Origin of the sequence: Nocardia sp. NBC_01503, from assembly GCF_036327755.1 — a bacterium.
Lineage (GTDB): Bacteria > Actinomycetota > Actinomycetes > Mycobacteriales > Mycobacteriaceae > Nocardia.
The window spans coordinates 6,875,001-6,897,577 of sequence record NZ_CP109596.1 but is presented as its reverse complement, the minus strand read 5'-3'; the positions used below and the strand labels follow the sequence as shown (position 1 = coordinate 6,897,577).

General features: G+C 67.0%; 27 protein-coding genes and 1 pseudogene. 12 read left to right on the top strand and 16 right to left on the bottom strand.

The window, feature by feature from the left end:
* Positions 1 to 6 precede the first annotated feature (6 nt).
* Positions 7 to 1,092, top strand: a complete 1,086-nt coding sequence (locus OHB26_RS31640; RefSeq protein ID WP_330180914.1) for a GlxA family transcriptional regulator — start codon at positions 7 to 9, stop codon at positions 1,090 to 1,092.
* 92 nt (positions 1,093 to 1,184) lie between these two features.
* Here OHB26_RS31640 and OHB26_RS31635 read toward each other — a convergent pair whose 3' ends face one another.
* Entirely contained in the window at positions 1,185 to 1,871 is a 687-nt protein-coding gene (locus OHB26_RS31635; RefSeq protein ID WP_330180913.1) for a M23 family metallopeptidase, read from the bottom strand.
* A 182-nt stretch (positions 1,872 to 2,053) separates the two neighbouring features.
* On the opposite strand from OHB26_RS31635, the gene OHB26_RS31630 reads away from it, so the two are divergent.
* Positions 2,054 to 2,380, top strand: a complete 327-nt coding sequence (locus tag OHB26_RS31630; RefSeq protein ID WP_330180912.1) for an ArsR/SmtB family transcription factor — start codon at positions 2,054 to 2,056, stop codon at positions 2,378 to 2,380.
* 76 nt (positions 2,381 to 2,456) lie between these two features.
* Here the strand turns inward: OHB26_RS31630 and OHB26_RS31625 are convergent, their stop codons facing one another.
* The 3 genes from OHB26_RS31625 to OHB26_RS31615 all read right to left on the bottom strand — a co-directional run bounded on the left by OHB26_RS31625 (position 2,457) and on the right by OHB26_RS31615 (position 4,195).
* Entirely contained in the window at positions 2,457 to 3,446 is a 990-nt protein-coding gene (locus tag OHB26_RS31625) for a glycosyltransferase family 9 protein (RefSeq protein ID WP_330180911.1), read from the bottom strand.
* 210 nt (positions 3,447 to 3,656) lie between these two features.
* Positions 3,657 to 3,968 carry a hypothetical protein gene (locus tag OHB26_RS31620; RefSeq protein ID WP_330180910.1) on the bottom strand — a complete coding sequence of 104 codons (312 nt, stop codon included), beginning with the start codon at positions 3,966 to 3,968 and terminating at the stop codon, positions 3,657 to 3,659.
* A complete protein-coding gene (locus OHB26_RS31615) occupies positions 3,965 to 4,195 on the bottom strand; it encodes a hypothetical protein (RefSeq protein ID WP_330180909.1) in 231 nt (76 codons plus the stop codon). The genes OHB26_RS31620 and OHB26_RS31615 overlap by 4 nt, the downstream gene beginning before the upstream one ends.
* 122 nt (positions 4,196 to 4,317) lie before the next feature.
* Between OHB26_RS31615 and OHB26_RS31610 the strand changes: the two genes are divergently transcribed.
* Complete coding sequence (locus OHB26_RS31610) at positions 4,318 to 4,668, top strand: hypothetical protein (RefSeq protein WP_330180908.1); 351 nt, start codon at positions 4,318 to 4,320, stop codon at positions 4,666 to 4,668.
* A 2-nt stretch (positions 4,669 to 4,670) separates the two neighbouring features.
* On the opposite strand, the gene OHB26_RS31605 is transcribed toward OHB26_RS31610, so the two are convergent.
* From OHB26_RS31605 to OHB26_RS31585, 5 genes are all read right to left on the bottom strand, one after another.
* A complete protein-coding gene (locus OHB26_RS31605) occupies positions 4,671 to 4,808 on the bottom strand; it encodes a hypothetical protein (RefSeq protein WP_330180907.1) in 138 nt (45 codons plus the stop codon).
* 131 nt (positions 4,809 to 4,939) lie between these two features.
* Positions 4,940 to 5,275 (bottom strand): YnfA family protein, encoded by a 336-nt coding sequence (locus OHB26_RS31600; protein ID WP_330180906.1) that lies wholly within the window; start codon positions 5,273 to 5,275, stop codon positions 4,940 to 4,942.
* 59 nt (positions 5,276 to 5,334) lie between these two features.
* Entirely contained in the window at positions 5,335 to 6,567 is a 1,233-nt protein-coding gene (locus OHB26_RS31595; protein WP_330180905.1) for a Dyp-type peroxidase, read from the bottom strand.
* Positions 6,560 to 7,120: a copper chaperone PCu(A)C gene (locus OHB26_RS31590; protein WP_330180904.1), complete on the bottom strand. Its 561-nt coding sequence runs from the start codon at positions 7,118 to 7,120 to the stop codon at positions 6,560 to 6,562. The genes OHB26_RS31595 and OHB26_RS31590 overlap by 8 nt, the downstream gene beginning before the upstream one ends.
* Positions 7,121 to 7,420: 300 nt before the next feature.
* Positions 7,421 to 7,972: a hypothetical protein gene (locus OHB26_RS31585; protein WP_330180903.1), complete on the bottom strand. Its 552-nt coding sequence runs from the start codon at positions 7,970 to 7,972 to the stop codon at positions 7,421 to 7,423.
* 260 nt (positions 7,973 to 8,232) lie between these two features.
* Here OHB26_RS31585 and OHB26_RS31580 point away from each other — a divergent pair, with 260 nt between their 5' ends.
* The 3 genes from OHB26_RS31580 to OHB26_RS31570 all read left to right on the top strand — a co-directional run bounded on the left by OHB26_RS31580 (position 8,233) and on the right by OHB26_RS31570 (position 12,056).
* Complete coding sequence (locus tag OHB26_RS31580; protein ID WP_330180902.1) at positions 8,233 to 8,922, top strand: response regulator transcription factor; 690 nt, start codon at positions 8,233 to 8,235, stop codon at positions 8,920 to 8,922.
* A 95-nt stretch (positions 8,923 to 9,017) separates the two neighbouring features.
* Positions 9,018 to 9,980 carry a HAMP domain-containing sensor histidine kinase gene (locus tag OHB26_RS31575; protein WP_330185839.1) on the top strand — a complete coding sequence of 321 codons (963 nt, stop codon included), beginning with the start codon at positions 9,018 to 9,020 and terminating at the stop codon, positions 9,978 to 9,980.
* A gap of 117 nt (positions 9,981 to 10,097) precedes the next feature.
* A complete protein-coding gene (locus OHB26_RS31570; RefSeq protein ID WP_330180901.1) occupies positions 10,098 to 12,056 on the top strand; it encodes a DUF4153 domain-containing protein in 1,959 nt (652 codons plus the stop codon).
* A gap of 9 nt (positions 12,057 to 12,065) precedes the next feature.
* On the opposite strand, the gene OHB26_RS31565 is transcribed toward OHB26_RS31570, so the two are convergent.
* Positions 12,066 to 12,416, bottom strand: a complete 351-nt coding sequence (locus OHB26_RS31565) for an iron chaperone (protein WP_330180900.1) — start codon at positions 12,414 to 12,416, stop codon at positions 12,066 to 12,068.
* A gap of 14 nt (positions 12,417 to 12,430) precedes the next feature.
* The gene (locus tag OHB26_RS31560) at positions 12,431 to 13,327 is read right to left on the bottom strand and encodes a TIGR03619 family F420-dependent LLM class oxidoreductase (protein ID WP_330180899.1); all 897 of its coding nucleotides are present in this window, start codon (positions 13,325 to 13,327) and stop codon (positions 12,431 to 12,433) included.
* Between the two features lie 84 nt (positions 13,328 to 13,411).
* On the opposite strand from OHB26_RS31560, the pseudogene OHB26_RS31555 reads away from it, so the two are divergent.
* Positions 13,412 to 13,947: pseudogene (locus OHB26_RS31555) on the top strand (sugar O-acetyltransferase).
* 99 nt (positions 13,948 to 14,046) lie between these two features.
* Entirely contained in the window at positions 14,047 to 14,913 is an 867-nt protein-coding gene (locus OHB26_RS31550) for an NAD(P)H-binding protein (protein ID WP_330180898.1), read from the top strand.
* Between the two features lie 9 nt (positions 14,914 to 14,922).
* Here OHB26_RS31550 and OHB26_RS31545 read toward each other — a convergent pair whose 3' ends face one another.
* The gene (locus tag OHB26_RS31545; protein WP_330180897.1) at positions 14,923 to 15,264 is read right to left on the bottom strand and encodes a VOC family protein; all 342 of its coding nucleotides are present in this window, start codon (positions 15,262 to 15,264) and stop codon (positions 14,923 to 14,925) included.
* 133 nt (positions 15,265 to 15,397) lie between these two features.
* On the opposite strand from OHB26_RS31545, the gene OHB26_RS31540 reads away from it, so the two are divergent.
* Together OHB26_RS31540 and OHB26_RS31535 are read left to right on the top strand one after the other, a co-directional pair.
* Positions 15,398 to 16,189, top strand: coding sequence for a helix-turn-helix domain-containing protein (locus tag OHB26_RS31540; RefSeq protein ID WP_330180896.1), 792 nt, complete (start codon positions 15,398 to 15,400; stop codon positions 16,187 to 16,189).
* Positions 16,190 to 16,227: 38 nt separating this feature from the next.
* A complete protein-coding gene (locus OHB26_RS31535; protein WP_330180895.1) occupies positions 16,228 to 17,154 on the top strand; it encodes a fructosamine kinase family protein in 927 nt (308 codons plus the stop codon).
* Positions 17,155 to 17,161: 7 nt separating this feature from the next.
* Here OHB26_RS31535 and OHB26_RS31530 read toward each other — a convergent pair whose 3' ends face one another.
* Entirely contained in the window at positions 17,162 to 18,553 is a 1,392-nt protein-coding gene (locus OHB26_RS31530) for a family 1 glycosylhydrolase (RefSeq protein ID WP_330180894.1), read from the bottom strand.
* A 405-nt stretch (positions 18,554 to 18,958) separates the two neighbouring features.
* The gene (locus OHB26_RS31525; protein WP_330180893.1) at positions 18,959 to 19,750 is read right to left on the bottom strand and encodes an SAM-dependent methyltransferase; all 792 of its coding nucleotides are present in this window, start codon (positions 19,748 to 19,750) and stop codon (positions 18,959 to 18,961) included.
* Positions 19,751 to 20,161: 411 nt separating this feature from the next.
* Between OHB26_RS31525 and gloA2 the strand changes: the two genes are divergently transcribed.
* Together gloA2 and OHB26_RS31515 are read left to right on the top strand one after the other, a co-directional pair.
* Positions 20,162 to 20,548: an SMU1112c/YaeR family gloxylase I-like metalloprotein gene (gene gloA2 / locus OHB26_RS31520; RefSeq protein ID WP_330180892.1), complete on the top strand. Its 387-nt coding sequence runs from the start codon at positions 20,162 to 20,164 to the stop codon at positions 20,546 to 20,548.
* Positions 20,549 to 20,737: 189 nt separating this feature from the next.
* A complete protein-coding gene (locus OHB26_RS31515) occupies positions 20,738 to 21,229 on the top strand; it encodes a peptidylprolyl isomerase (protein WP_330180891.1) in 492 nt (163 codons plus the stop codon).
* Positions 21,230 to 21,307: 78 nt separating this feature from the next.
* Here the strand turns inward: OHB26_RS31515 and OHB26_RS31510 are convergent, their stop codons facing one another.
* Positions 21,308 to 21,802 carry a phosphoribosyltransferase gene (locus OHB26_RS31510; protein ID WP_330180890.1) on the bottom strand — a complete coding sequence of 165 codons (495 nt, stop codon included), beginning with the start codon at positions 21,800 to 21,802 and terminating at the stop codon, positions 21,308 to 21,310.
* 53 nt (positions 21,803 to 21,855) lie between these two features.
* Positions 21,856 to 22,566 carry a metal-dependent hydrolase gene (locus OHB26_RS31505; protein ID WP_330180889.1) on the bottom strand — a complete coding sequence of 237 codons (711 nt, stop codon included), beginning with the start codon at positions 22,564 to 22,566 and terminating at the stop codon, positions 21,856 to 21,858.
* Between the last annotated feature and the right edge of the window lie 11 nt (positions 22,567 to 22,577).

Below are 22,577 nucleotides of genomic sequence, written 5' to 3'. Positions count from 1 at the left end.
GGCCGGGTGTCGCGCGCATCTGCCCGCCCGCGCGGTCTGCTCGCCGCGGTCTCGGTCTTGCCGCGGGCGGTCGAGGCGGAGCGTGACGATAATGGCGTGGTGGCTCCTCGCACCGTTGTCCTGGTCGTCTTCGACGATTTCCAACTACTCGATCTCGCCGGACCTCTCGATGTGCTGGCCACCGCCAATCGCGTGATGGATGCCCCGGCCTACCGGTTGATCACCGTCTCCCCGGGCGGCACACCGGTGGCGGTGCCCGGTGGGTCCAGCATTTCGGTGGACAGGTCCCTGGAGGAGCTGGCGGCCGGCGCCGAGGAGATCGACACGCTCATGGTGATCGGCGGGGACGGCGCGTTCTCACCCGAGATCTCCGTACGGGTCGCCCCGCACCTGCCCGCGCTGGCCCGGCGGTCCCGGCGGATCACCTCGGTCTGCGCGGGCGCGGCGCTGTTGGCCGCGGCGGGGCTGCTGGACGGGTATCGCGCCACCACGCACTGGGCGGCCGCGGACCGCCTGGCCCAGTGGTATCCGCGCGTGCGGATCGAACCGGACAATATCTATGTGCACGACCGCAATCGATGGACCTCCGCCGGAGTCACCGCCGGAATCGATATGACCCTCGCGCTGGTGGAGGAGGATCTCGGCACCGATGTCGCCCAGACCATCGCCCGGGTCTTCGTCATGTATGTGCGGCGCGGGGGCGGTCAGGCGCAGTACAGCGCGCAGATGCGCACCCAGCCCGCCCGCACACCCGCCATCCGCGCCGTGCAGCAGTGGGTGCCAGATCACCTACGCGAGAATTTGACCGTCGCACTGCTGGCCGAGCGCGCCGGAATGAGCGAGCGCACCTTCGCCCGCTCCTTCACCGCCGAAACCGGCAGTACCCCGGCGCTTTTCATCGAGGATCTGCGGGTGGAGGCGGCGCGCACACTCCTCGAGACCAGCGATCTCACCGTCGACGCGATCGCCCGGGCGGTCGGCTACAAGCACGGCAAGACCCTGCATCGGGTGATCGCGCGCAGGCTCTCGACCACCCCGGATCGCTACCGTCAGCATTTCGCGACCTCCGGCCGGGACGCCGAGGCGGTATAGAAAACCCCGCACCGAGCACCTCGGGCGGGGTTCTCTGCGAAAAGCATTGCACCGGAACGGGAATCCCTCATCGATCCCCGAAGCGGTCATGCTCAGTCGGAGACGGTGCCGACATCCATGCCACGGCTCGCGAGCCAGGGCAGGGGATCGATCTTCACACCGGGGGAGGTGTGCACCTCGTAGTGCAGATGCGGTCCGGTGGAATAGCCGCGGCTGCCGACGGTGGCGATCTCATCGCCCGCGCGCACCTGCTGGCCCGGGTGCACCAGGATGTCCTGCATATGTCCGTAGACGCCGATGGTGCCGTCATCCTGCTGGATGCGCACCCAGAGGCCGAAGCCCGAGGCCGGGCCCGCCTCGATGACGGTACCGTCGGTGACGGCGCGAATGGGGGTGCCGAAGCCGTCCCCGAAGTCGATGCCCGCGTGCATGGCGCCCCAGCGGCTACCGAAGCCGGAGGTCAGCGGTCCGGCGACGGGGCGCACGGTTTTGGGGCGGGCCTGCTCGATACCGAGGTTGCGCAGGAAGTCGGTGACCTCCGGCGGCACGAACTGCGGCATCTGCGCCTCGTACGGGGTGAAGGCGGTGAACTGCGCGTCGTGCGGGGCAGCGACGGTTGCGACAGGATTGCTCGGTTGGGCTTCGGCATTCGGGTCGGCGGCGGCCAGCACACTCAACGAGGCGCCGACGACTGCGGAGACGGCCACTGCGCGAGTTGCGGCCGACCGGTACCGACTGGCCTTACGCAGGCCGCGAGATAACGGAACGGTTACGGGCATGCATCGAACGTACGGTGCGGTCATAACCGGTTCAAAACCCTGTAACCACCGTCACATCGGTACAAAAAGCCAGGTGATGTGTCACGACTAGGTAACGACACGCGGGTAATTTCGCCATGACCTTGGGATTGGGTGAATCGGGGTGTATTGACCTGATCAACTCCGCCGGGCACTCTATTTAAGTGCCTGCTAACGGAGTGAGAGTGTTGAGCGCACTCGCCGACCCGACTCGGCGCGCGGTATTCGAGGCGTTACCGCAGGGGCCGAGGGCGGTGGGCGAGCTCGCCGACCTCGTCGGAGTCAGTAGCTCGGCGGTATCCCAGCATTTGAAGATCCTGCGCGAGGCCCGCCTGGTGATGGTGCAGCCCGAGGGCACCCGCCGGCTCTACGGTCTGGACCCGCGCGGGCTGGCCGATGCCCGCGACTATCTCGAGCAGTTCTGGCCCAGTGCCATCGCCTCGTATTCGGCCGCGCTGTCCAGCGCCCGCGCCGATATCGCCGACACCTGAACGCGCGCCCCCTATATAGAGGCGCGCGGGTCGGAGGATGGTGCCTCTATATAGGGGAGTATGTGCCGCGCGGGTTTCAGCCCACGCGCCGATAGGTTTGCTGCGCACGGCGATCCAGGCCCGTTCCGGGCCATGGCCGTTTGCGCAGCTGCTTGTCGATCGCATTGATGACCTCGGGCACGCCGATCTTCAACAGCCCGGGATCGGTGGTCGCGGCGTCCGGATCGCCGGTCTGCCCGGCCCACAGCACCGCATGCCTGCCCAGCAGATGCGGGGGCGGGCCACTGCGACTGGGCGGGGTCGGCCCGAACAGCAGTACCGTGCGGGTGCCGAAAGCCGTTGCCAGATGGGCGACTCCGGTGTCACCGCAGACCACCAGGGCGGCCTCGGCGACGGTCGCGGCCAGTTCGATGAGGTTCTGCTGTCCGGCCAGCACCCGGGCGGTGTTGAGTCCGGCGCGCGCGGCCACCCCGAGGGCGATATCGCGTTCGGTCTCGTCACCGGTGATCACCACATCGCGGTCCTGTACCAGCAGATGCCGGACCACCGCGGCGAAGCGATCCGGGGGCCAGCGCCGGGCGGCAGCGCCCGCGCCGATATGTACGACCACGCAGTCGCGGTGACTGGTGGCGGCGACCGGCGGCACCAATCCGAGATTGCGGCGATCGGCGGTGATTCCGGCGGATTCGAGCAGATGGCACCACCGGTCCACATCGTGCATATCGGTATCCCACTCGGGTCCGGCCAACTCCGGGAAGGCCGGATTACGGTAGGTGAGAATGCTTTCGGGGTGGATGCGGGTCAATTCGAGCATGCTGTCGGCGGTGGCGCTGTGCAGATTCACCAGGAGGGCGGGCGGCTCGCCGTCCCAGCGGATTCCGGTCGGTTCGGCGCTCGGGATCATCTCGTCGATGGAGACGATCAGATCGACGATGGGTTTGAGTCGATGCGGTGCGGCCAGCGCGATGTGGTCCCCGGGCCGGGCCCGCCGCAGTGCCCGCAGGGCCGGGACCGCGGTGAGTAGATCACCCAGCCCGCGTGCCCGCAGCACGAGTACAACCGCCACTGAGTTCTCCTAGACGTCACTGCTTCCACACGCGGAAGACTCCCCAGGACACGCACGGAGAGCCACTGGAGGTGGACTACCCGCAGGGCGAACCCTCGAAACCAGTGCCCCGCCTGATCACATGGTCCGTGTGGCGAGACCGGACCATTGGGACGTGATCGCCTTCGGGCACACCCCGCGGGCACGGGGTTCGCTTGCGGGGGGAGGCGATCAGAGGTCGAATCTGGCGCGCAGCGCCACCTTCACCTGCTCCAACGCTTCGGCGGAGATGTTCCCGATGTGCTCGGTGAGCGTGTTCTTCGGGGTGAGTACGAGATCGTAGATCGCGGCCGCCTCATCGTTCGGCAATGCCGCGGTCAGTAGTTGCAGGGCCCGCGGCACTTCGCGGGCCTCCTTGACGGGTGCTACCAGAATTCGTTGCCGCGCTTGGGCTATGAGATCACTGTCCACGATGACCACCCGGCCGACCTGGCCGGTGAGCCGACTCTCGGACTTCCAGATCTGGCCCTGCTCATGGCTCACTCGGTGTCCTGTTCGAACATGATCTCTTCGGCGAGGGCGTCATTCTCGGTATAGAAGGACGGATCGGGCGGATTGTCCTTTTCGAACTCCGCGAGGATGCGTAGATCGTCGGCGAGCAGTTGCCGCATGACGGCGCGCTCGATGTATTCGCTCGGCCTGTTGCTCGATGCCGAACGCAGCCGCTCCGCCACCGCATCGGGAAGCGTGATGTTCAAGCGGGTCGTCATACAGCAGATCGTACAGTCGGTGCTACACGCCTGCGGTGTGTTATTGGAAGCTGGCCGGGATCAGCGAGTTTCGGTACTACCGACTGTCGTTGACGGGGGTTGATCAACTACCGTATGCAGTCATGGACTTCGTCTACGACCTGTTCGTCGTGTTCCATCTGCTCGGTATGGCGGCCGTGGTCGGCGGGTATGTGGCCGCTCAGCCGCGGGTCTCGGAGTTGATGGTGTGGGGTGCGCGCGCCCAGTTGATCACCGGCATCATCCTGGTCGGGATGGCCGAGTCGATCGATTCACTGGGCAAGGATCCGAATATGCCCAAGATCATCACCAAACTCGTGGTGGCCGTACTGGTCGCGGGCTTCGCCGAGATGGGGCGAGCCGATGCCAAGCGCGGCAAGGCGCTGCCGTGGATGACCCACGCCGCGGGCGGGCTGGCCATCCTCAACGTGTTCGTCGCCGCGCTCTGGAACTGATCTCACTGCCCGCCGTGTCGTGAATCGGCGTGGCGGGCAAAGGATTTCGCGAGCTCGGCGGCGACCACCGCCTGACCGGCCCTGGTCGGGTGGGCGGTGGTCGCCGCCGAGCCGATCCGGTCGCAGATGAGGGTGAACACGGACGGGCATGCCGCCCCTGGATCTGCGCGCCGCGAACCAGGAAAACACTCTGATCAGGCCGAACGCGAATTTTCTTCGCGCCGTGCAGTTTTGCGCGCACTGCGTGAATGCGCCCAGGTCAGAGCATGTTTCATGTGGAACGAGGCGCGTACATGACGACCGCGACACCGACCAGACAGATCAACGCGCCCAACACATCCCAGCGATCCGGGCGGAAGCCGTCCAGGGCCATGCCCCACAGCAGCGAACCCGCCACGAACACTCCACCGTAGGCGGCGAGGATGCGCCCGAAATTCGCGTCGGGTTGCAGCGTCGCCACGAATCCGTAGCAGCCGAGCGCGACCACCCCCGCGCCCGTCCACGCCCATCCGCGATGTTCGCGCACCCCCTGCCAGATGAGCCAGGCCCCACCGATTTCGGCGACGGCGGCCAGCGCGAACAGGGCGATCGAACGCAGCACGGTCATGGGGCAACCCTAGGACCCGGCCGGACCGCCCCTCGTGCACGGTCCGGCCGGATCGCGAGTCAGCGCCCGCGGGAGGCGCTTTCGAACAGCTGCTGTCCCAGATATCCGCCGGGCGCGGGCACGCCGGGCGGGATCACGAAGACAGCCGAACCGACCGGTGTGGTCCATTGGTTCAGTGCGTCGAACTCGGCGAGTCGTGCCTGCACCGGCAGATACTGGGCATCGACATCGCGCTGGCAGGCCACGAACAGCAATCCGGAGTTCGAGATGTGCCCGGGTGCGGGCGCGTCGTCGTAGTTGTAGCCGCGCCGCAGGAATCGCTCATTGTCGTGCGCGTGATGCGCGCGGGCGATATGCGAGGACGGCGGGATCACCGGGATGCCGTACTGGTCGACCTCGGTGAAATCCGGATCGTCGAATTCGGTTGTGCCCGTCAGCGGCGCACCGTTGGAATCGTGCCGTCCCAGGGTGATGGCCCGTCCGTCGGCATCGAGTTCGTCCCAGGTGTCGAGCTTCATGGCAATGCGGCGCAGCACCAGGGAGGTGCCACCCGCCAGCCAGGGTTGTGCGCCGCCGTCGTCCCAGACGAGTCGATCGAATTCGGCTGTGCCCGGGGCGATATTGACCGTTCCGTCGACCTGACCCATGAGATTGCGCATGGTGTGCCCTGTGGGCGCATTGCGGAATCCGTGCTGTACCCATCGCACCCGCACCAGCGATTTCACATGCTTGGAGAGCACGCGCACCGCATGCGAGACCGCGGTGGCCTCCTCGGCGCAGATCTGCAGGAGCAGATCCGCACCCGTGTACGCCGGGTCCAATTGATCGATGGGGAAGGGCGGCAACTGCTTCAGCCAGGACGGCCGCAGCTCGCCGAGTCCGGCCACGGCGAACAGCTCCGGTCCGAAGCCGACCGTGACGGTGAGCCGGGCCGGGCGCTGGGCCAACTCCGGTTCGGTATCGGCGAGCGCGGGTTTGCCCTGGGTGAGCCGTGCCGCGTCATCGGTCCAGATCTTCAGCAGGCCGATAATGTCCTCGCGATCCAGACCCGGCTTCAGATCGAACCCGACGAACGCCGCCGATCGCGCTGGCTCGGTGGCGATTCCAGCCTGATGCGCGCCGTGGAACGGCACCGTCTCCAGTCCGGGATCGCGGTCATCGTCGCGATGGGTGCGAGTGGCCGCGCCCCAGCCGATTCCGGCCGCGCCCGCCACACCCGCCGCGGCGGCGCCGCCGCCGAGCAGGCGTCGCCGGGAGACCCGGGTCGCGCGCGGCTGTGCCCGCTCAGCCACCGTGCGCGGCATTGTCGCCGGTGCTGGGCGCGTAATTCTCCTTACCGCCGGCGAAGTCACGCACCTGCGCGGTGACGGTGGTGCTGGAGCCGTCGGAGAAGACCAGGGTGATGGGGGTCTCCGAGCCGGTGCGCAGCGGCTGGCGCAAATCCATGAACATCAGGTGCTCGCCGCCCGGTTTCAGGGTCCAGGACCCGTGCGCGGGAATGGTGAGCCCGCCCTCCTTGGGGCGCATGGTCTTATCGCCCCCGGCGGCATCGGCGACGACCTCGTGGATCTCCACCCGCGCCGAGGCCGGACTGGAGGCGGCCACCAACTGCACGGGCTGATCGCCCGCATTGCTGAGCGTCCCGAACGCCGCGGACATGCCACTGTCGGCGGCCTTGATCCACTGATCGTTCATGGACACCTGATCGGCGGCCTTACCCGAGGTCGCACTCGACCCGGAATCGGACGAACAGGCCACGGGGAAGACAGCCAGCGCCGACAGTGCGGCAATGGCGGTGAGGCGGCGGGCACGACGCGGCGCGCGGCCTGCGAAAGATACGGACACCAAGAACTCCGATCGATGAGGGAAGACGATGGGACCTCGACCCGAAGCGACGGCACGCGCGCGCAGGACACGCACGCTCGGCGAGCCAGCTGTCGCGACTACCTGAGACGGTCCGCACCGCGGAGTCTGGTGTGCATGGCGCGGCCGGTCCGTCAGGAAACGCCGTCCGTACCGCACCCGAAATGACGAAAAGCGGTACGAGTGGGCCGTACGCGGTGAACGCCTGTACAGCGACGATGTGCTTCGTGACTACCTCTGAGCGCGCGAAATGCCAGGGCGCGCGGCGATGAACGCCTGCGGCTACGCCGGGACGAGGTGAGCGGAAATATCCATGGTGGCCGGTGGCCCACGGCGCCCGATTCCGGGACTCACCAGCAGCAGTCGCACCGCCGCCCGCTCATCGACCGAGGTGGTTCGCTCGGGCCGCTCCGTCGGAACCGGCGTGATCCCCAGCGCGACAATGAATCGTCGCACGCTGGTGATCGCGCGCCGCATCCCCACTTCGGCCGCGCGAATAATCAACGCCCCGAACGGAATAGCGATCAGATGCGCCACCGGCATGGTCGGCGACGCCGCGTGATGATGATGCTCCGGTGACATGGACAGTGCGATATGCCCGATGCCCTGCCCGGCCGCCAGCATCCCCATCACCGAGGCCAGCCCGTAGCGCGGCCGCACCGAGGCGACCACCACCCCGGTCACCGCACACGCCGCGAACAGCAGCATCAGCGCGGATCCGTCCGGTGCCGCATTACCCCCGCCGAGCCCGTGCGCGAAGATCGCCACGGCCCCCGACGCGGCCCCGACGGCAGCGCCGCGCAGGCGCGCGGTGTGATCCGTCGGTGATTGCACCCGGTCATACTACGGCCGGTCGTAACCACTGCGCTCCGCAGCCCGGCCCCGATCGGTTCCGGCCCGATGCCATCGCCTCGGATTCGCCCACGCTCTCGGAGGCGTCCACACCGGTCATGCCGTGCCCGGGGTCGTGCCGTGGGAGCGCGGGTTCACGGCCCCGGTCGACGCGGGGAGATCAGGTGGCGTGAGCGGGGTCTGCACAGGATCTTCACAAGCGGCGCGAACCATCTCCACTCGGACTGCCTAATGTCACCTGCATGGAATTGAGCCAGCAGGGCAGTGCGCGGCGGATTCTCGTGGTCGAGGACGAACCGACCATTGCCGAATCGATTGCCGTCCGCCTGCGTGCGGAAGGGTTCACCGTGGATCTGGCGCATGACGGGCCCGCCGCGGTGAGCGCCGCCGAAGCATGGCTGCCGGATCTGGTGGTGCTGGATGTGATGCTGCCGGGTTTCGACGGCTTGGAGGTGTGCCGTCGGATTCAGGCGCGGCGGCCCGTACCGGTGCTCATGCTCACCGCGCGCACCGATGAGACCGATGTGCTGATCGGATTGGGGGTGGGCGCGGACGACTATCTGACCAAGCCGTTCTCGCTACGCGTGCTCACCGCGCGAATTCATGCGCTGCTGCGCCGGGTCGAACGCACCGCCACTCCCGGGGCGACCATTGTCGTCGGTGATCTGCGTATCGATATCGATCAGCGCCGAGTGTGGCGGGCCGAGACCGAAACCCAGCTCACCCCACTGGAATTCGAACTCCTGGTACATCTGGCCCGCCGCCCCCGCGCCGTGCTGGCCCGCGATCGCCTGCTCTCGGAGATCTGGGGTTGGCCCGACGCGTCGGGCACGCGCGCCGTGGACAGCCATATCAAGGCCCTGCGCCGCAAACTCGGCGCGGACCTGATCCGCACCGTGCATGGCGTCGGCTACGCCTTGGAGGCGCGATGAGCGGGGTGAAGTCGGTGCTGGCGGCGGTCGATCGGGCGGCGGTGCGGGCGGCGGCCGATCGGTTGTCGGCGTGGCTGCCACGGCCACTGGATCGGATGCGGTCGATCAAGCTGAAACTCGCGATTGTGATGGTGGCTTCGGGTGCGGTGGCGTTCGGGTTCTTCGCGCTGAAAATCGGCTGGCTACCGCCGCGCACCACGATCGCGGCCATGCTGCTGGCATTGGTGCTGTCGCAGGGGCTGGCGCATGGGATGACCCTGCCGTTGCGGCAGATGACCGCCGCCGCCCAACGTATGGCGCAGGGCGATTATTCGCGGCGGGTGCGCGCCACCTCCCGCGACGAGGTGGGGCAGTTGGCGGAGGCGTTCAACCAGATGGCCGCGGACCTGGGTGCGGCCGATCAGCAGCGCCGCGATTTCATCGCCAATGTGTCACACGAATTGCGTACTCCCATCACGGCTTTGGGGGTGGTGCTGGAGAACCTCGTCGACGGGGTGGCCGAACCCGATCCGGCGACCCTGCGCACCGCGCTCGCCCAGACCGAACGCTTGAGCCTGCTGGTCACCGAACTCCTGGCACTGTCCAGCGTCGAAGCGGGCGCGGTCGCCCTGGACCGGGAAGTGCTGCCGCTGGAATCGCTGCTGAAAGAGGTCGTCGCCGAAGCCGAGGTCATGGCCGCCGCGGTGGACCGGCCCGTCCGGTTCACCATCACCACCACCCCCGGCTCGACCGTGTACGCCGACCGCGCCCGCCTGCACCAGGTGCTGCTCAACCTGTGCGATAACGCCACCCGGCACGGTCCGGCCCGGGGCGAGGTGCGCCTCACCGCGCATCCGCTGCGCGATCACACCGTCATCGAAGTCGAGGACGAGGGTCCGGGTATCCCGCCCGCCGACCGCGCCCGCGCCTTCGAACGCTTCACCCGGGGCGGTCGCCCCGATGGTGGTGGCACCGGCCTGGGTCTGGCCATCGCCCGCTGGATAGTCGACCTGCACGGCGGCACCATCGCCGTCGCGGCCCCCGGCTCCCGCATCCGCCTCACCCTGCCCAACCCCTGACCGGCGCGCCGATTCTCGGTCCCGGCCCGAATTCTTTTCCCCGGTAACCCATTTCGCAATCCGCCCGATCGCAGCACGCGACTCGGGACGGTCCCGCACGCCCATCGGAGGCATCGCATGTCCGACATACCGAACCCCGGCAATCCCGAACCCGCGCCGCAGGATCCGGCGACCCGCGAGTCGCGGGACCCGGATACCCCGATCGTGAGTGCGGAGCTGCCCGCCGCAGAGCCGATTGCGGTCGCGGGAGCAATGGGGGAAGCGGCCGCGCCGAGCGCGGCGAATACCTTTCCCGCCCCGAACGCGCCTTCACCGACGGCCCAGGGGATGGCAATCCCCGTGCCGGGATGGGATCCCGCCGCAGCGGTCCGGCCCGCGCGGGTGGGCGCCGGTGCGGGGGGATCAGGCGGAATAGGAGTGCTTCTCGGTGGCGTCGGCGGGCTGCCTGCCGGTGAACCGCCCGCAAGTCAGGCGTATCCGAGGAGTGCTCCGCCGGTTCGCGTACCGCCGCGGTCGGCGCTGATTCCCATGCCGCGCGGCGCCTTCACCGCGATCGCGGTGGCGGGACTGGCGGCGGCGGTGTTCGTTCCGCTGGATCGGCCCGGGGTCGGATGGTCGCTCGCGGCCCTGGCGTCCGGGAGTGCGGTCTATGCGGTGGATCGTGCCGCGCGCCGCCGGGGCGATGTCGTCACCGAGGACAGTGGGCCGGCAGCAGATGCGGATTCGTCCGAGTCGGTCGGGGACGCCCATTCGGACGACCCCGGCGACGGCGCGAGTCACACCGTGCTGGAACGCTTCTCATCGTTCGTGGCCCGGTTCTCCCGGCACTGGTGGGCGGTGTTGGCGCTGGCCTTGGTGGCGGTGGGGACCTTCCGGGCGGCGTCCTGGCTGTTCGTGCTGTGCCTGTTGGCCGCCGCGATTGCGGGGTCCTTGGCGATCGTGGGGCGCAGGTCCGCGTACGGGCTGTTCTTCGATGCGATCTCGGTGCCGTTCGGTGCGGTGACCTCGCTGCCGTGGCTGTATCGGTGGGCCGGGCATGCCGAGTCCGCGCGGGGTTCGGCGAGTCGGCGGGTCGGATGGTCGGTGCTGGCCACCGCGGGGCTGCTGTTGGTGTTCGTGCCGCTGTTGACGGGAGCCGATGCGGTATTCGCGCGGCTGGTTCAGGATGTGGTGCCGTCGATGCGGGGGCGGGATCTGTTCTGGTGGGGATTCGTGTTCGTGGTGGCCGGTCTCGGAGTGGCGGGGGCGCTGTACGTGCTGGCCGGGCCGCCTCCTGCGGCCGTAGAGTCGGATTCGGTGGTGGGTGAACTGCTCGATCAGGTCATTTCTGGGTCGGAATCGACTGGCGCACCAGGGGTTCGGCGGTTGTCGCGGGCCGAGTGGGGGCTGCCGATGGGTGCGCTGACCGTATTGTTCGCGATCTTCCTGGGCACCCAGTTGGCGGTGTTGTTCGGTGGTGACGGCTATGTCCAGCGCACCGCCGATCTCACCTACGCGGAGTACGCGCGCAGTGGCTTCTGGCAGTTGTCGATGGTGAGCATGCTGGCGCTGGTGGTGATCGCGGTGGTGCAGCGGTGGGCGGCGCAGCGGGAGGCGAAGGATCGACTGTGGTTGCGGGTGGCCGTGGCCGCGGTGAGCGCGCTGACGCTGGTGATCGTGGCTTCGGCGGTGCAGCGCATGTGGACCTATCAGCAGGCGTACGGATTCACGGTGCTGCGCGTACTGGTGGAGGTGTTCGAACTGTGGATCGCGCTGGTGTATCTGCTGGTGCTGGCCAGTCTGGTGCGATTGCGCCGCGAGTGGGTGCCGCGCGCGGCGATCGGCGCGGCCGCGGTCACCCTGCTGGTGCTGGCGGTGGTGAATCCGGAAGGTCTTGTCGCCGACCGCAATATCGATCGCTGGCAGTCGGGTAAATCCCTGGACCGCGACTATCTGAGTGGTCTGTCCGCCGATATCCTGCCCGCCCTGGACCGGTTACCGGCGCTCGAGCGTGAGCGGATCCGCACCTCGCTCGATCTGGGCCCGCGGCATGACAGCTGGCAGGGCTGGAACCTGTCCCGCGCCCGCGCGCATTAGCCCCCGGGTTCAGTGCCCGCCGCGCTGCTCGGCCAGCAGCGCGGCGGTCCTGGCGATCAACTCATAGGGAATCGGCTTGTTCAGCGGGAACTTCAATGTGCCCTTGCCCGCCTGATATTCGGCGATGGCCCGCGTGTATTCGGCATCGCCCGAGGGCACCGGATACACGCTGATGTGCTTCTTCCACCCGGCGAAGTAGACGACCGGCTTACCCCCGACCCGCATGGTCGGCACCTCATAGCTGATGTCCTCGGTCCACTCCGGGAGTGCGCCGTGCATGGTCTCGCGCACCCGTTCGAGCACCTGCCGGACCTCGGCGGGGAAGCCCGCGAGGTATTCGTCGACGGTCGAAGCGGCCATGCCCACCTCCGTTGTCAGTGCAATCGGTCGAGCAGGAATCCCGCGGCATCGAGCGCGGCGTCGACCGAGTCTGTCACATACATGAGATCCACGAAGACCTCATCGAATCCGGTGTCGGCGACCACGGTTTCGATGGTCCGGGCGACCAGCTCCAAATCGGTGCCCGCGGCGACATTGGCGCGCAGTACGGTCCCGATACTCCCGGGATCGCGACCCGCCGCCTCGGCCGCCTGATCGATGACTCCGCGCAGCTTCAGCAACTGCTCACCCCAGTCGGGCGGTCCCGGGACGGGGACCACGGGCAGCCAGCCGTCCGCGCGCTGTCCGATCCGTGCCAGTCCGGCCGGTTGGAACGCGCCCAGATAGATCGGCGGTCGTGGCCGCTGAACCGTCCGCAGTTCGCTGCGATGCCGTGGTACCGATACGAAGCGCCCCTCGTATCCGGCCGGGTCAGTGGTCCAGATGGCCTCCAGCGCATCGAGAGTCTCATCGAGCCGGGCTCCGCGGTGGGTGAAGGGAACGCCCGCCGCCGCGTACTCCTCAGGTGACCAGCCGATTCCGAACCCGGGCAGCAACCGCCCGCCACTGACCACATCGAGGGTGGTGAGTGAGCGTGCCAAGTGCGCGGGCCGATGCAGTGGAGCGATGAGCACATTGGTGCCCAGGGTGACCCGCTCGGTCGCCGCCGCCGCGATACCCAGCACCAGGAACGGATCGAGAATCGCATTGAACTCGTCCGGAATGGTGTCCTTACCGCCGTATCCGACGCTCGGATCGGTGGCCGCGATGAGCCGTTCCCCGACCCACAGACTCTGCGCCCCCGCCTGTTCGACCGCCGTGGCGTACCGCGCGATCCGAGCGCCCTGCGCCGCGTGCGCACCGTACTGGGGAAGCGAGAAGCCGAGTTTCACGTCTTCGTTGATACCAGAGCACACCGCGAGCATCCGCCGTCGGGACTGGGCAGGATGGATCGCGTGGGTGAACACAGGGACCGCATGCTGCGCGGCGAACTCTATCGCGACAACGACCCGGAGCTGATCGCCGAACGGCGGCACTGTCAGGGCTACTGGACAAATTCAATGCCACCGGCGCGGGGGAGGAGCGGCGGCGATACGCCCTGCTGACCGATCTGCTCGGCGCGATCGGGGAGGGCTCGTGGATCATGCCGCGCTTCCAATGCGATTACGGGCATCTGATTCGTCTGGGCGCCAACAGTTTCCTCAACTACGACGCCATCGTGATGGATTGCGCGCCGGTGACCATCGGCGATGACGTCTCGATCGGTCCGCGCGCGCAATTGTTGACCGCATTGCATCCGATGGAGGATCACGAGCTGCGCCGCCGACGCTGGGAGACCGCCGCCCCCATCACCATCGGTGACAATGCCTGGCTGGGTGGCGGTGTCATCGTCTGTCCGGGGGTGAGGATCGGCGCGAATACCGTGGTCGGCGCGGGCAGTGTCGTCACCCGCGATCTGCCCGAAAAGGTGTTCGCCGCGGGCAATCCCGCACGCGTGCTCCGCACCCTGTAGACCGGGATATCGGTTCGTCACCTTCAGGCCGGTGCCGTCGCACCGCGCGTACCCGCGAAAGCGCATGTGCCGCAACAGCCCGCACCGTACCGTGAAGCTATGGAGCCGGTACTCGTCACCGGTGCCGCCGGGGGACGTCAAGGATCGACCGGGCGGCATCTCACAGCGCAACTACTCGGGCGCGGGATTCCGGTCCGCGCCGTCGTACACACCGATGACGAACGCGCCACGGTCTTGCGCGCACTCGGCGCGAAAGTCGTCGTCGGCGACCTCAGAGACCTCGCCTTCACCCGCGCCGCCATGGACGGCGTACGCGCCGCCTACTTCACCTACCCGGTGATCGACGGCCTGCTCGACGCCGCGGGCGCCTTCGCCGTCTGTGCCCGCGAAGCAGGAGTCGAACGCGTCGTCGCGGTCTCCCAACTCGCCGCCGGGCCGCAAGCCCTCACCCCGCGCATGCGCCAGCACTGGGCGGCCGAGCAGATCCTGGACTGGGCCGATATCGGCGCGATCCACCTGCGCGCGGCCGTGTTCTTCGAGAACCTGGCCCTCATCGCCGCCACCGACGCGACCGCCCTGGAACTCCCACTCGGTCCCGCCGAGACCGAACTCCCGCTGATCGCCGCGAGCGATGTAGCCCGGGTAGCCGCGGGCCTGCTCTCCGACCTCGACCTCAAATCCGACCCGGTCCTACTCCTGACCGGCGACGTCCAACCCATCGACGCCGCGGCCCACACCCTCGGCCGCACCTACCGCGACACGGACCCCGAAACCTGGCGCCGCTGGGCCATCGACTTCTACGGCAGCCCACATGCGGCCGAACACCTCACCAAACTCTGGGAGATCTTCCGCCTCCTGTCCGAAGGCACCAACCTCTACCAGGTCACCCCCGCCATCCAGCAGTACGGCGGACACCCGCCGATCACCCTGTCCGACTTCGTCATCCATCGCCCCGGGCAGCACTGACTCATTCGATCAGGCGGGCGGTTCGGCGAGGGAGAGGCTGTTGCCGTCGGGGTCCAGGACATCGACATGGCGCACGCCATTGCCGTACGTCTCGATCGTGCCGTACTCGATACCGTGCGCGGTGAGACGGGCGAGTGTCTCGTCGAGTCCGTGCCAGGCGAAGGTGACCATCGATCCACCCACTCGCTCGGCTCGCATATACCGGTCGTCGATGACGATCCACGCGTTCTCACCGACCTGCCACAGGAACTCCTCACCCATGATCTGATCGGCGGCGCGGCCGAAGAACACCTCGTACCAGCGTGCGGACTCGGCCGCATCGCTCACACACATGACGCTGTACATGTCCATCCGCCCACTCCTGTCCGTCGTCACGAAACAGGGACCGGGCGGGCCGCCGAAACTCATCGGTCGAACCCGTGGATCGGAGCGCATTACCTCGCGGGTAATGGTTGCGCGGGAGCGGGATTCGTAGGATCGGGGCATGCGTACACAAACGGCCGGGGATCTGCTGCGGCACTGGCGAGTCACCCGGCGGCTCAGCCAACTCGAGTTGGCCGGGCGCGCGGAGACCTCCACCCGCCACCTCAGCTTCATCGAAACCGGACGCGCCACACCCAGTCGGCAGATGATCCTGCACCTGTGCGACGAGCTCGAAATCCCACTGCGCGAACGCAATCGGATGCTCCTCGCGGCCGGATACGCACCCGTCTACGCCGAACCCGAGCTGGATACCCCCGCCATGGAACCCGTCCGCAGCGCCATCCGGCAGATCCTCGCCGGACACGAACCGCACCCGGCGCTCGCCGTCGACGCCGGCTGGAACATGGTCGACGCCAATGCCGGAATCGCACTGTTCCTGGAGGGAATCGACCCGCGCCTGCTCACCCCACCGGTGAACGTCCTGCGCCTGAGCCTGCACCCCGACGGACTCGCCGGCCGCATCATCAACCTCGCCGAATGGCGCGGACACCTCTTCGAACGACTGCAACGGCAGATCGATGTCAGCGGTGCGCCCGAACTCATCGAACTACGGGAAGAACTGCGCGGATACCCCGGCGGTGAGCAAGCACCCGGCCTCCCCGAACCCGATCAGGCCGTCGTGCCCATGCGCTTCCGCTACGACGGACACGACCTCGCCTTCATCAGTGTCACCACCGTCTTCGGCACACCCATGAACGTCACCGTCGCCGAACTCGCCATCGAAGCCTTCTTCCCCGCCGACGCCGCCACCGCCACCCTGCTGCGCGCACGGATCGCCATAGCCGCCGACTAACCCTCGACAGGCGCGCGTATCGGCCAGAATCGAATCCCATGGACGTGACCGCGCACCTGACCCACCTGACAGGTGCCTCGCTCGCGCACCTGGAGACCCTCGGCCGCAGCCACGCCTGGACGCTGTACCGAGCCCAACTCGCCGACGGGCGCGAGGTATTCGTCAAAGCGATACCGGAAGCCCCCGAACCGACAACGGGAAACCCGAAACCCTCCGAACCCGTCACCGCGGATCCCGAGCCGCGATCCGGCACGTTCGCCGCCTCGGGGGCACTCCGAGCGGAGGCGGCAGGGCTGCGCTGGCTGGGGGAGGCCGATATCGACCTCGTACCCCCGGTACTCGCCGCCGACCGGGCAATGCTCGTACTGCCCTGGCTGACAACCGAATCCGCATCGCCCGCGGTCGCCGAGAAATTCGGTCACGACCTCGCCGAAATGCACGCCCTCGCCCCCGAGACCTACGGCGCACCCTGGACGGGATACATCGCCACCCTCCCACTGGACAACGCACCGAGCACCGGGGAGTGGGGGAGCTGGTATGCCGAACGACGACTGGCACCCTATCTACCCGCGGCCGAACCACATCTGGGCCGAGCGGGCGTACGCCTGATCGAAGAGGTCATCCGCCGCATAGACGACCTCGCCGGACCACCGGAGCCGCCCAGTCGCCTGCACGGCGACCTCTGGTCCGGAAACCTGCTCTGGACCGCCGACCGCGCCATACTCATAGATCCCGCCGCACACGGCGGTCACCGCGAAACCGATCTGGCCATGCTCGCCCTCTTCGGCGCACCACATCTGGACCGCATCGTGGCCGCCTACCACGACCGCATGCCCCTGAGTTCAGGCTGGCGGCAACGCATTCCACTGCATCAACTGCACCCGCTGTTCGTCCACGTGGCGCTGTTCGGTGGCACCTACCGCGGAATGCTGCTGGCCGCCGCGGCCGCCGCCCTCAGGGGCTAGCGCGTTCTCACGGCACCGATACCGGCCGCAGGCAGCTGTCGAACGGAAGCACGATCGAGCACACGGCGGGCTTGCGGGTGGGCCGGTAGTCGGCGGGCACACCATTGACCGCGGTGATGCCCCGGAACGCCGCGACCGCATCGGTCGGACGGCGAGTCAGGGTCGGATCGGTCTTCACATCGACCGTGTAGAGGCCGAATCGCGGTGCGTAGCTACCCCACTCGTAATTGTCGGTCAGACTCCAGTAGTTGTAGCCGATCACATTGATGCCATCGGCCTTCGCACGCTGAATCCAGTACACCGTGTCACGCAGATGATCGGCGCGGTCGTAACCGTCACTGCGCGGCAGTCCGCTGTCGGTCGGCATACCGTTCTCCACCACGTACAGCGGGAGCCCCGGGAACTTCTCGGAATAGGTGCGCAGGTCGTAGTAGATGCCCTCGGGTTCGATCGCGTTCTTCCACAATTCGTCACCCAGCAGCGCGGTGGTCGGCGGATGCGACAGCGACGTGCCGTAATAGAAATCGAGGCCGACATAGTCGAGCTTGTCGTGCACGCGATCGGCGAACAGCAGATCGGTCAGGTCCTGGATGATCGGATACTGCGCGATATTGCTGGTCACCAGCGCGCCCGGCTGACGCACGTGGATGTAGTCGTAGATGGCGCTGTGCGCCTGCACCAGCCGGTCGAACATCGGCAGCGCATCGAGCACCCCGATATCGCCGATCTTGATCGACTGCGCGACATAGCCCATCGGCTCATTGATCGTCACCCACAACGGGTTGTACGGCGCGTAACGGTCCACCACCCGGCGCATATTCGCCAGCCAGTCCGACACCATGTTCTTGCTCTTCCAACCGCCGCGGTCGGCCTCCCACCCGGGAATGGCCCAGTGGTCCAGCGTCAGCATCGGCCGCATACCCGCCGCGCGGATCTTCTCCACGACATTGTCGTAGAAGCGGAAGTTGTTCTCATCCCACACATCCGCCTGCGGCTGCACCCGAGCCCACTCGATGCTGAGGCGATACACCTTCACGCCGAGACCGGCCGCCAGCTCGATATCGTCCGCGTACCGGGTATAGAAGTCGACCGAATCGCCATACGTGTCGTGCGCCTTGCCCGACTTCGCGTAGCGACTCCAATTGCTGTCCGGCGCATGACCTTCGGACTGGAATCCGGCCGTGGCCACCCCCCACATGAAGCCGGACCCGAGCGCGGGCACCGTATCGGGGGCGGCTCCCGCACTACCCGTACCGGACCCGCTCGCGCTCCCGGACCCCGATCCACTCGAACTCCCGGAGCCACCACTGCCGGTCGGCGCCGCACCCGCGACGGCGGATCCGGCCACGGTAATCGCGATGGCCGACAAGACCGTACAGACCAGTCGAGAGCGCTTCATTCCAGTGCATCCTCCAGGGCGATCCGGCACGTCCCCGACATGTTCGGACGCGATGCCACAGACCATACTGGTCAAACGTCCAACATGTGCGCCTTTCCGCGCAACTCCCCGCCACGACCTCCCCGCCAGCCGGAAAGCCTTGCGAAACGAGGACATTCGCACCGACGGCCGATGCCGTCGGACCCTGCCGCCACACCCATCCACCATGCGACCGTCGACACCGAGACAGCGCTCGCCACATCCGGCGAGCTGATCGACCCGAGGAGCTGAACACCATGCACATGGACATGCAATCGCCGATCATGCAGATGTACCACACCGTCATGATGTGGCTGCACCAACAGGGAATCCTCCCGCCCATGACAATGCCGAGGTGACAACCCCCGAACACGCCATCGGAACCGATCAGGGCTTGCGGGCAACACCCGCGTAGCAGGACACCTCGGCGTCATAGGACGCCGACACATCGGTCAACGCATTCGGCCGCCACTGATGCGGCGGCACGACACCCGGTTCCACGAGCTCCAAACCGCTGAACAACTCGACGACCTCCGCGCGGGTGCGATCCTGCGCGGAAATGCCGCGGGACCGGTAGATCGCCCGCGCGGTGGCCACCTGTTCCGGGGCGAAATCGGCTGTGGCGGTACAGATCACCAGATATGAACCGGAAGCGAGCGCATCGACGAACTCCGATACCAGCCGACCGGCGCCGGACTCGACGAAATGCAGCAGGGCGATCATGCTCACGCCCACCGGCTCGCTCAGGTCGAGAATCTCGGTCAAGCGCGGGGCTCGCAGGATGGAGTTCGGTTTGGTGACATCACCCTGGATATAGGTGGTCCGGCCCTGCGCGGTACCGGTCATGAACGCGCGGGCGTGCGCCATGACGAGCGGATCGTTATCCGCGTAGACGACCCGCGACTCCGGTGCGGCCTGCTGCGCGATCTGGTGCAGATTGGGTTCGGTCGGAATTCCGGTGCCGATATCGAGGAGCTGCCGGATTCCGGCATCGACCAGGAATCGAGTACTGCGATGCATGAACTGGCGGTTTGCCTGGGCGGCGGTACGGATGCCCGGCCACACCCGCAGGATCTCCTCCGCGGCTCGCCGATCGACCTCGTAGTTGTCCTTACCGCCGAGGAAGTAGTCGTACATGCGAGCCGAATGCGGCTGGTCGAGAGCGGTATTCCTGTCCATGAAACCGTCGCTTCAATCGTCTGACCGCCGGAACCGTACCTACACAACCTAGTTCATCCGCCGGTCGCGCCGAATGGGTTAGCCGTAATAGCCGCGACATTCGCGGGGAGCGTGGGGGAATAGGGAACCTCGGGTAGGGGAAAGCGGTCGATGGGGGAGGCCGGGCGGCTGTTCACGAAGCCGTCGCCCTATTGCCGGGGGGCTTGCCGGAGGTGAATGGTGTAGGTCCTTCCCCGGAGAAACCATCTACATTCCATATGAACATGGGAATATGCGCATCTACGCATGTTTTCGCTCGATGTGTCATCGTGCGGAAAGAGCGCACTCACGCCGAAAAACAGCCTGGACGAGGGGAGGGGTTCCCGCCGTGGCTGCCGTGAGTTGTCGGTGTGTTGGGCTAGCGTCTGGCGGGTGGAGTTGCAGCGGATTCATCACGTCGCGGTGATCGCCTCGGACTATGCGAAGTCGAAGGCGTTCTATACCGAGGTGCTCGGGCTGAAGGTACTGGCCGAGCATTATCGGGCCGAAAGGCGTTCGTACAAGCTGGATCTCGCACTGCCCGACGGTGGGCAGATCGAATTGTTCTCATTCCCGGGCGCGCCGCCGCGGCCGTCGCGGCCCGAGGCGATCGGCCTGCGGCATCTGGCGTTCGTGGTGGCGGATGTGGGGGAGGCGCTCGCCGAGCTGGCGGGCAGGGGAGTGGTGGTCGAGGAGGTGCGGGTCGACGAGTACACGGGGAAGCGTTTCGGTTTCTTCTTCGATCCGGACGATCTGCCGTTGGAGCTGTACGAAGCGTGAGCCCGATCCGTCTTCGGAGAAGGTGACGTGATTAGTTAATGGAAATATGCGCATCTACGCATGTTCGCTCTTTTCGAGATCGACATGAACTCGCGAACAACGGAATCTCACCTGCGCGCCAATCCCGTTGAAAGACAGCGGAGGATGCCGGGCGGTCGCCCGATTCGGCGCTCCCATACGATGGTCGTCATGACCAAAGTGCTCCTGAAGACCTCCGCCGGGGATATCACCCTGGAACTCGACGAGGCCAAGGCGCCGAAGACCGTCGCGAACTTCGTCGACTACGTCAAGGCGGGCCACTACACCGATACGATCTTCCACCGGGTGATCCCGGGCTTCATGGTGCAGGGTGGTGGTTTCACCGCCGATATGCAGCAGAAGCCCGCCGCGCAGAAGGTGGAGAACGAGGCGAACAACGGTCTCAAGAACGACAAGTACACGATCGCCATGGCGCGCACCATGGATCCGCACTCCGCGAGCGCGCAGTTCTTCCTCAACTCCAAGAACAATGATTTCCTGAACTACCCGGGCCAGGATGGCTGGGGCTACACCGTCTTCGGCAAGATCGTGGACGGCACCGCTGTCGTCGACGCGATCGAGGGCGTGCGCACCGGCTCCAAGGCCGGCCACCAGGATGTGCCGGTCGAGGCCGTCACCATCTTCTCGGCCGAGCTGGTCTGACACTTTCCCGCTGTACAGCGAACGCCCCGGATTCGAGTGTCGAATCCGGGGCGTGTTCTTTCGTCCGAGGGAGGGCGCTCAGGCGTCCAGGACGCGTACTTCGCGTTTGACCACGGGCGGCTGCACGGACCACGGGAAGTTGATCCACCGATCGGTGTGCTTCCAGACGTATTCGCAGTCGACCTCCGAGCGCGGCTTCTGGTAGATGACCGCGCAGCGGACCTCGGCGACATGGTCCTGGCAGAAGTCGCGGACGAGTTTGAGGGTGGCGCCGGTGTCGGCGACATCGTCGGCGACAAGGACTTTCGCTCCGGTGAGGTCGACGACGCTGGGGACGGGCGGCAGCATGACGGGCAGGTCCAGGCGCTGGTCCACGCCGGTGTAGAACTCGACGTTCATGACGTGGAGGTTCTTGACGTCGAGGGCGTAGCCGAGGGATCCGGCGACGAAGAGGCCGCCGCGGGCGATGGAGAGGATGAGGTCGGGTTCGAAGCCGTCGTCGGCGATCTCCTGGGCCAGTTCACGTCCGGCGGTGCCGAACAGTTCCCAGCTGAGTTCTTCCCGATCGCTCATATCGCACTCCGTTCTTCGTCCTGCCTGCCGTTCAGGCGATCATACGAGGGCGCTCACGGCTGGTGGGTGATGGTGTACCAGAGCAGTGCGAGGGTGCCGAGCGCGAAGATGGGTACGACGACGAGGGTCTCCATCTTGTTGCCGGTGCGGTCGATGATCGGGATGCGCGTTCGTATTTTGAGCGGCCAGAGCAGTCGGCAGCCGCGGTCGGTGAGGCAGTCGCCGATGAGGTGGGCGAAGGCGCCGAGGCCGACGGAGAAGGGCAGCCAGGCGGGTTTGTCGCTGATCCAGTGGTCGATGGCGAATGTGCCGCAGGCGGCGAGGATTACGACGGTGCCCCAGGCTTTGAGGCTGTCGCCGGTGGGTGCGAGGTTGAGGGCGCGCACGGCGAGGGCGAGTAGGAAGAAGACGAGGGCGAGGGTGAAGTTGCGGCCGATCCAGTGTTCGCCGGCCCAGGTGCCGTAGGTGATGAGGGCGACGAAGGCGAAGGAGTGGGTGCCGTGGCGGTGTCCGCCGGAGATGGCGGAGATGCCTTTGCAGGCGTAGTGCGAAACCGGGCCCAGCACATGGGAGATGGTGCCGGAGGGGTGGTCGGCGTCGGGCAGCAGGGCGGCGCCGGCGGTGAGGAAGGTGCCCATCACCAGGTCGACTGCCCTGATGTTTCCGGATTGCATTGCGGGATAAGTCAATACGGTGAGCGGTAGCGCTGCGGCGGCTGCTGACCAGGCGAGCGCACCACTGGTTGCGTGTGAATGTCCTAGCACCGCTTGAAGGT

What these genes read in the sequence shown, in the direction of transcription:
- OHB26_RS31600 (WP_330180906.1), bottom strand. Translation starts at nt 5,275, where the DNA reads ATGACCGTGCTGCGTTCGATCGCCCTGTTCGCGCTGGCCGCCGTCGCC.
- OHB26_RS31615 (WP_330180909.1), bottom strand. Translation starts at nt 4,195, where the DNA reads ATGACGACCCGCTTGAACATCACGCTTCCCGATGCGGTGGCGGAGCGG.
- OHB26_RS31635 (WP_330180913.1), bottom strand. Translation starts at nt 1,871, where the DNA reads ATGCCCGTAACCGTTCCGTTATCTCGCGGCCTGCGTAAGGCCAGTCGG.
- OHB26_RS31515 (WP_330180891.1), top strand. Translation starts at nt 20,738, where the DNA reads ATGACCAAAGTGCTCCTGAAGACCTCCGCCGGGGATATCACCCTGGAA.
- OHB26_RS31545 (WP_330180897.1), bottom strand. Translation starts at nt 15,264, where the DNA reads ATGGACATGTACAGCGTCATGTGTGTGAGCGATGCGGCCGAGTCCGCA.
- OHB26_RS31575 (WP_330185839.1), top strand. Translation starts at nt 9,018, where the DNA reads ATGCGGTCGATCAAGCTGAAACTCGCGATTGTGATGGTGGCTTCGGGT.
- OHB26_RS31565 (WP_330180900.1), bottom strand. Translation starts at nt 12,416, where the DNA reads ATGGCCGCTTCGACCGTCGACGAATACCTCGCGGGCTTCCCCGCCGAG.
- OHB26_RS31510 (WP_330180890.1), bottom strand. Translation starts at nt 21,802, where the DNA reads ATGAGCGATCGGGAAGAACTCAGCTGGGAACTGTTCGGCACCGCCGGA.
- OHB26_RS31580 (WP_330180902.1), top strand. Translation starts at nt 8,233, where the DNA reads ATGGAATTGAGCCAGCAGGGCAGTGCGCGGCGGATTCTCGTGGTCGAG.
- OHB26_RS31535 (WP_330180895.1), top strand. Translation starts at nt 16,228, where the DNA reads ATGGACGTGACCGCGCACCTGACCCACCTGACAGGTGCCTCGCTCGCG.
- OHB26_RS31540 (WP_330180896.1), top strand. Translation starts at nt 15,398, where the DNA reads ATGCGTACACAAACGGCCGGGGATCTGCTGCGGCACTGGCGAGTCACC.
- OHB26_RS31530 (WP_330180894.1), bottom strand. Translation starts at nt 18,553, where the DNA reads ATGAAGCGCTCTCGACTGGTCTGTACGGTCTTGTCGGCCATCGCGATT.
- OHB26_RS31610 (WP_330180908.1), top strand. Translation starts at nt 4,318, where the DNA reads ATGGACTTCGTCTACGACCTGTTCGTCGTGTTCCATCTGCTCGGTATG.
- OHB26_RS31570 (WP_330180901.1), top strand. Translation starts at nt 10,098, where the DNA reads ATGTCCGACATACCGAACCCCGGCAATCCCGAACCCGCGCCGCAGGAT.
- OHB26_RS31525 (WP_330180893.1), bottom strand. Translation starts at nt 19,750, where the DNA reads ATGGACAGGAATACCGCTCTCGACCAGCCGCATTCGGCTCGCATGTAC.
- OHB26_RS31550 (WP_330180898.1), top strand. Translation starts at nt 14,047, where the DNA reads ATGGAGCCGGTACTCGTCACCGGTGCCGCCGGGGGACGTCAAGGATCG.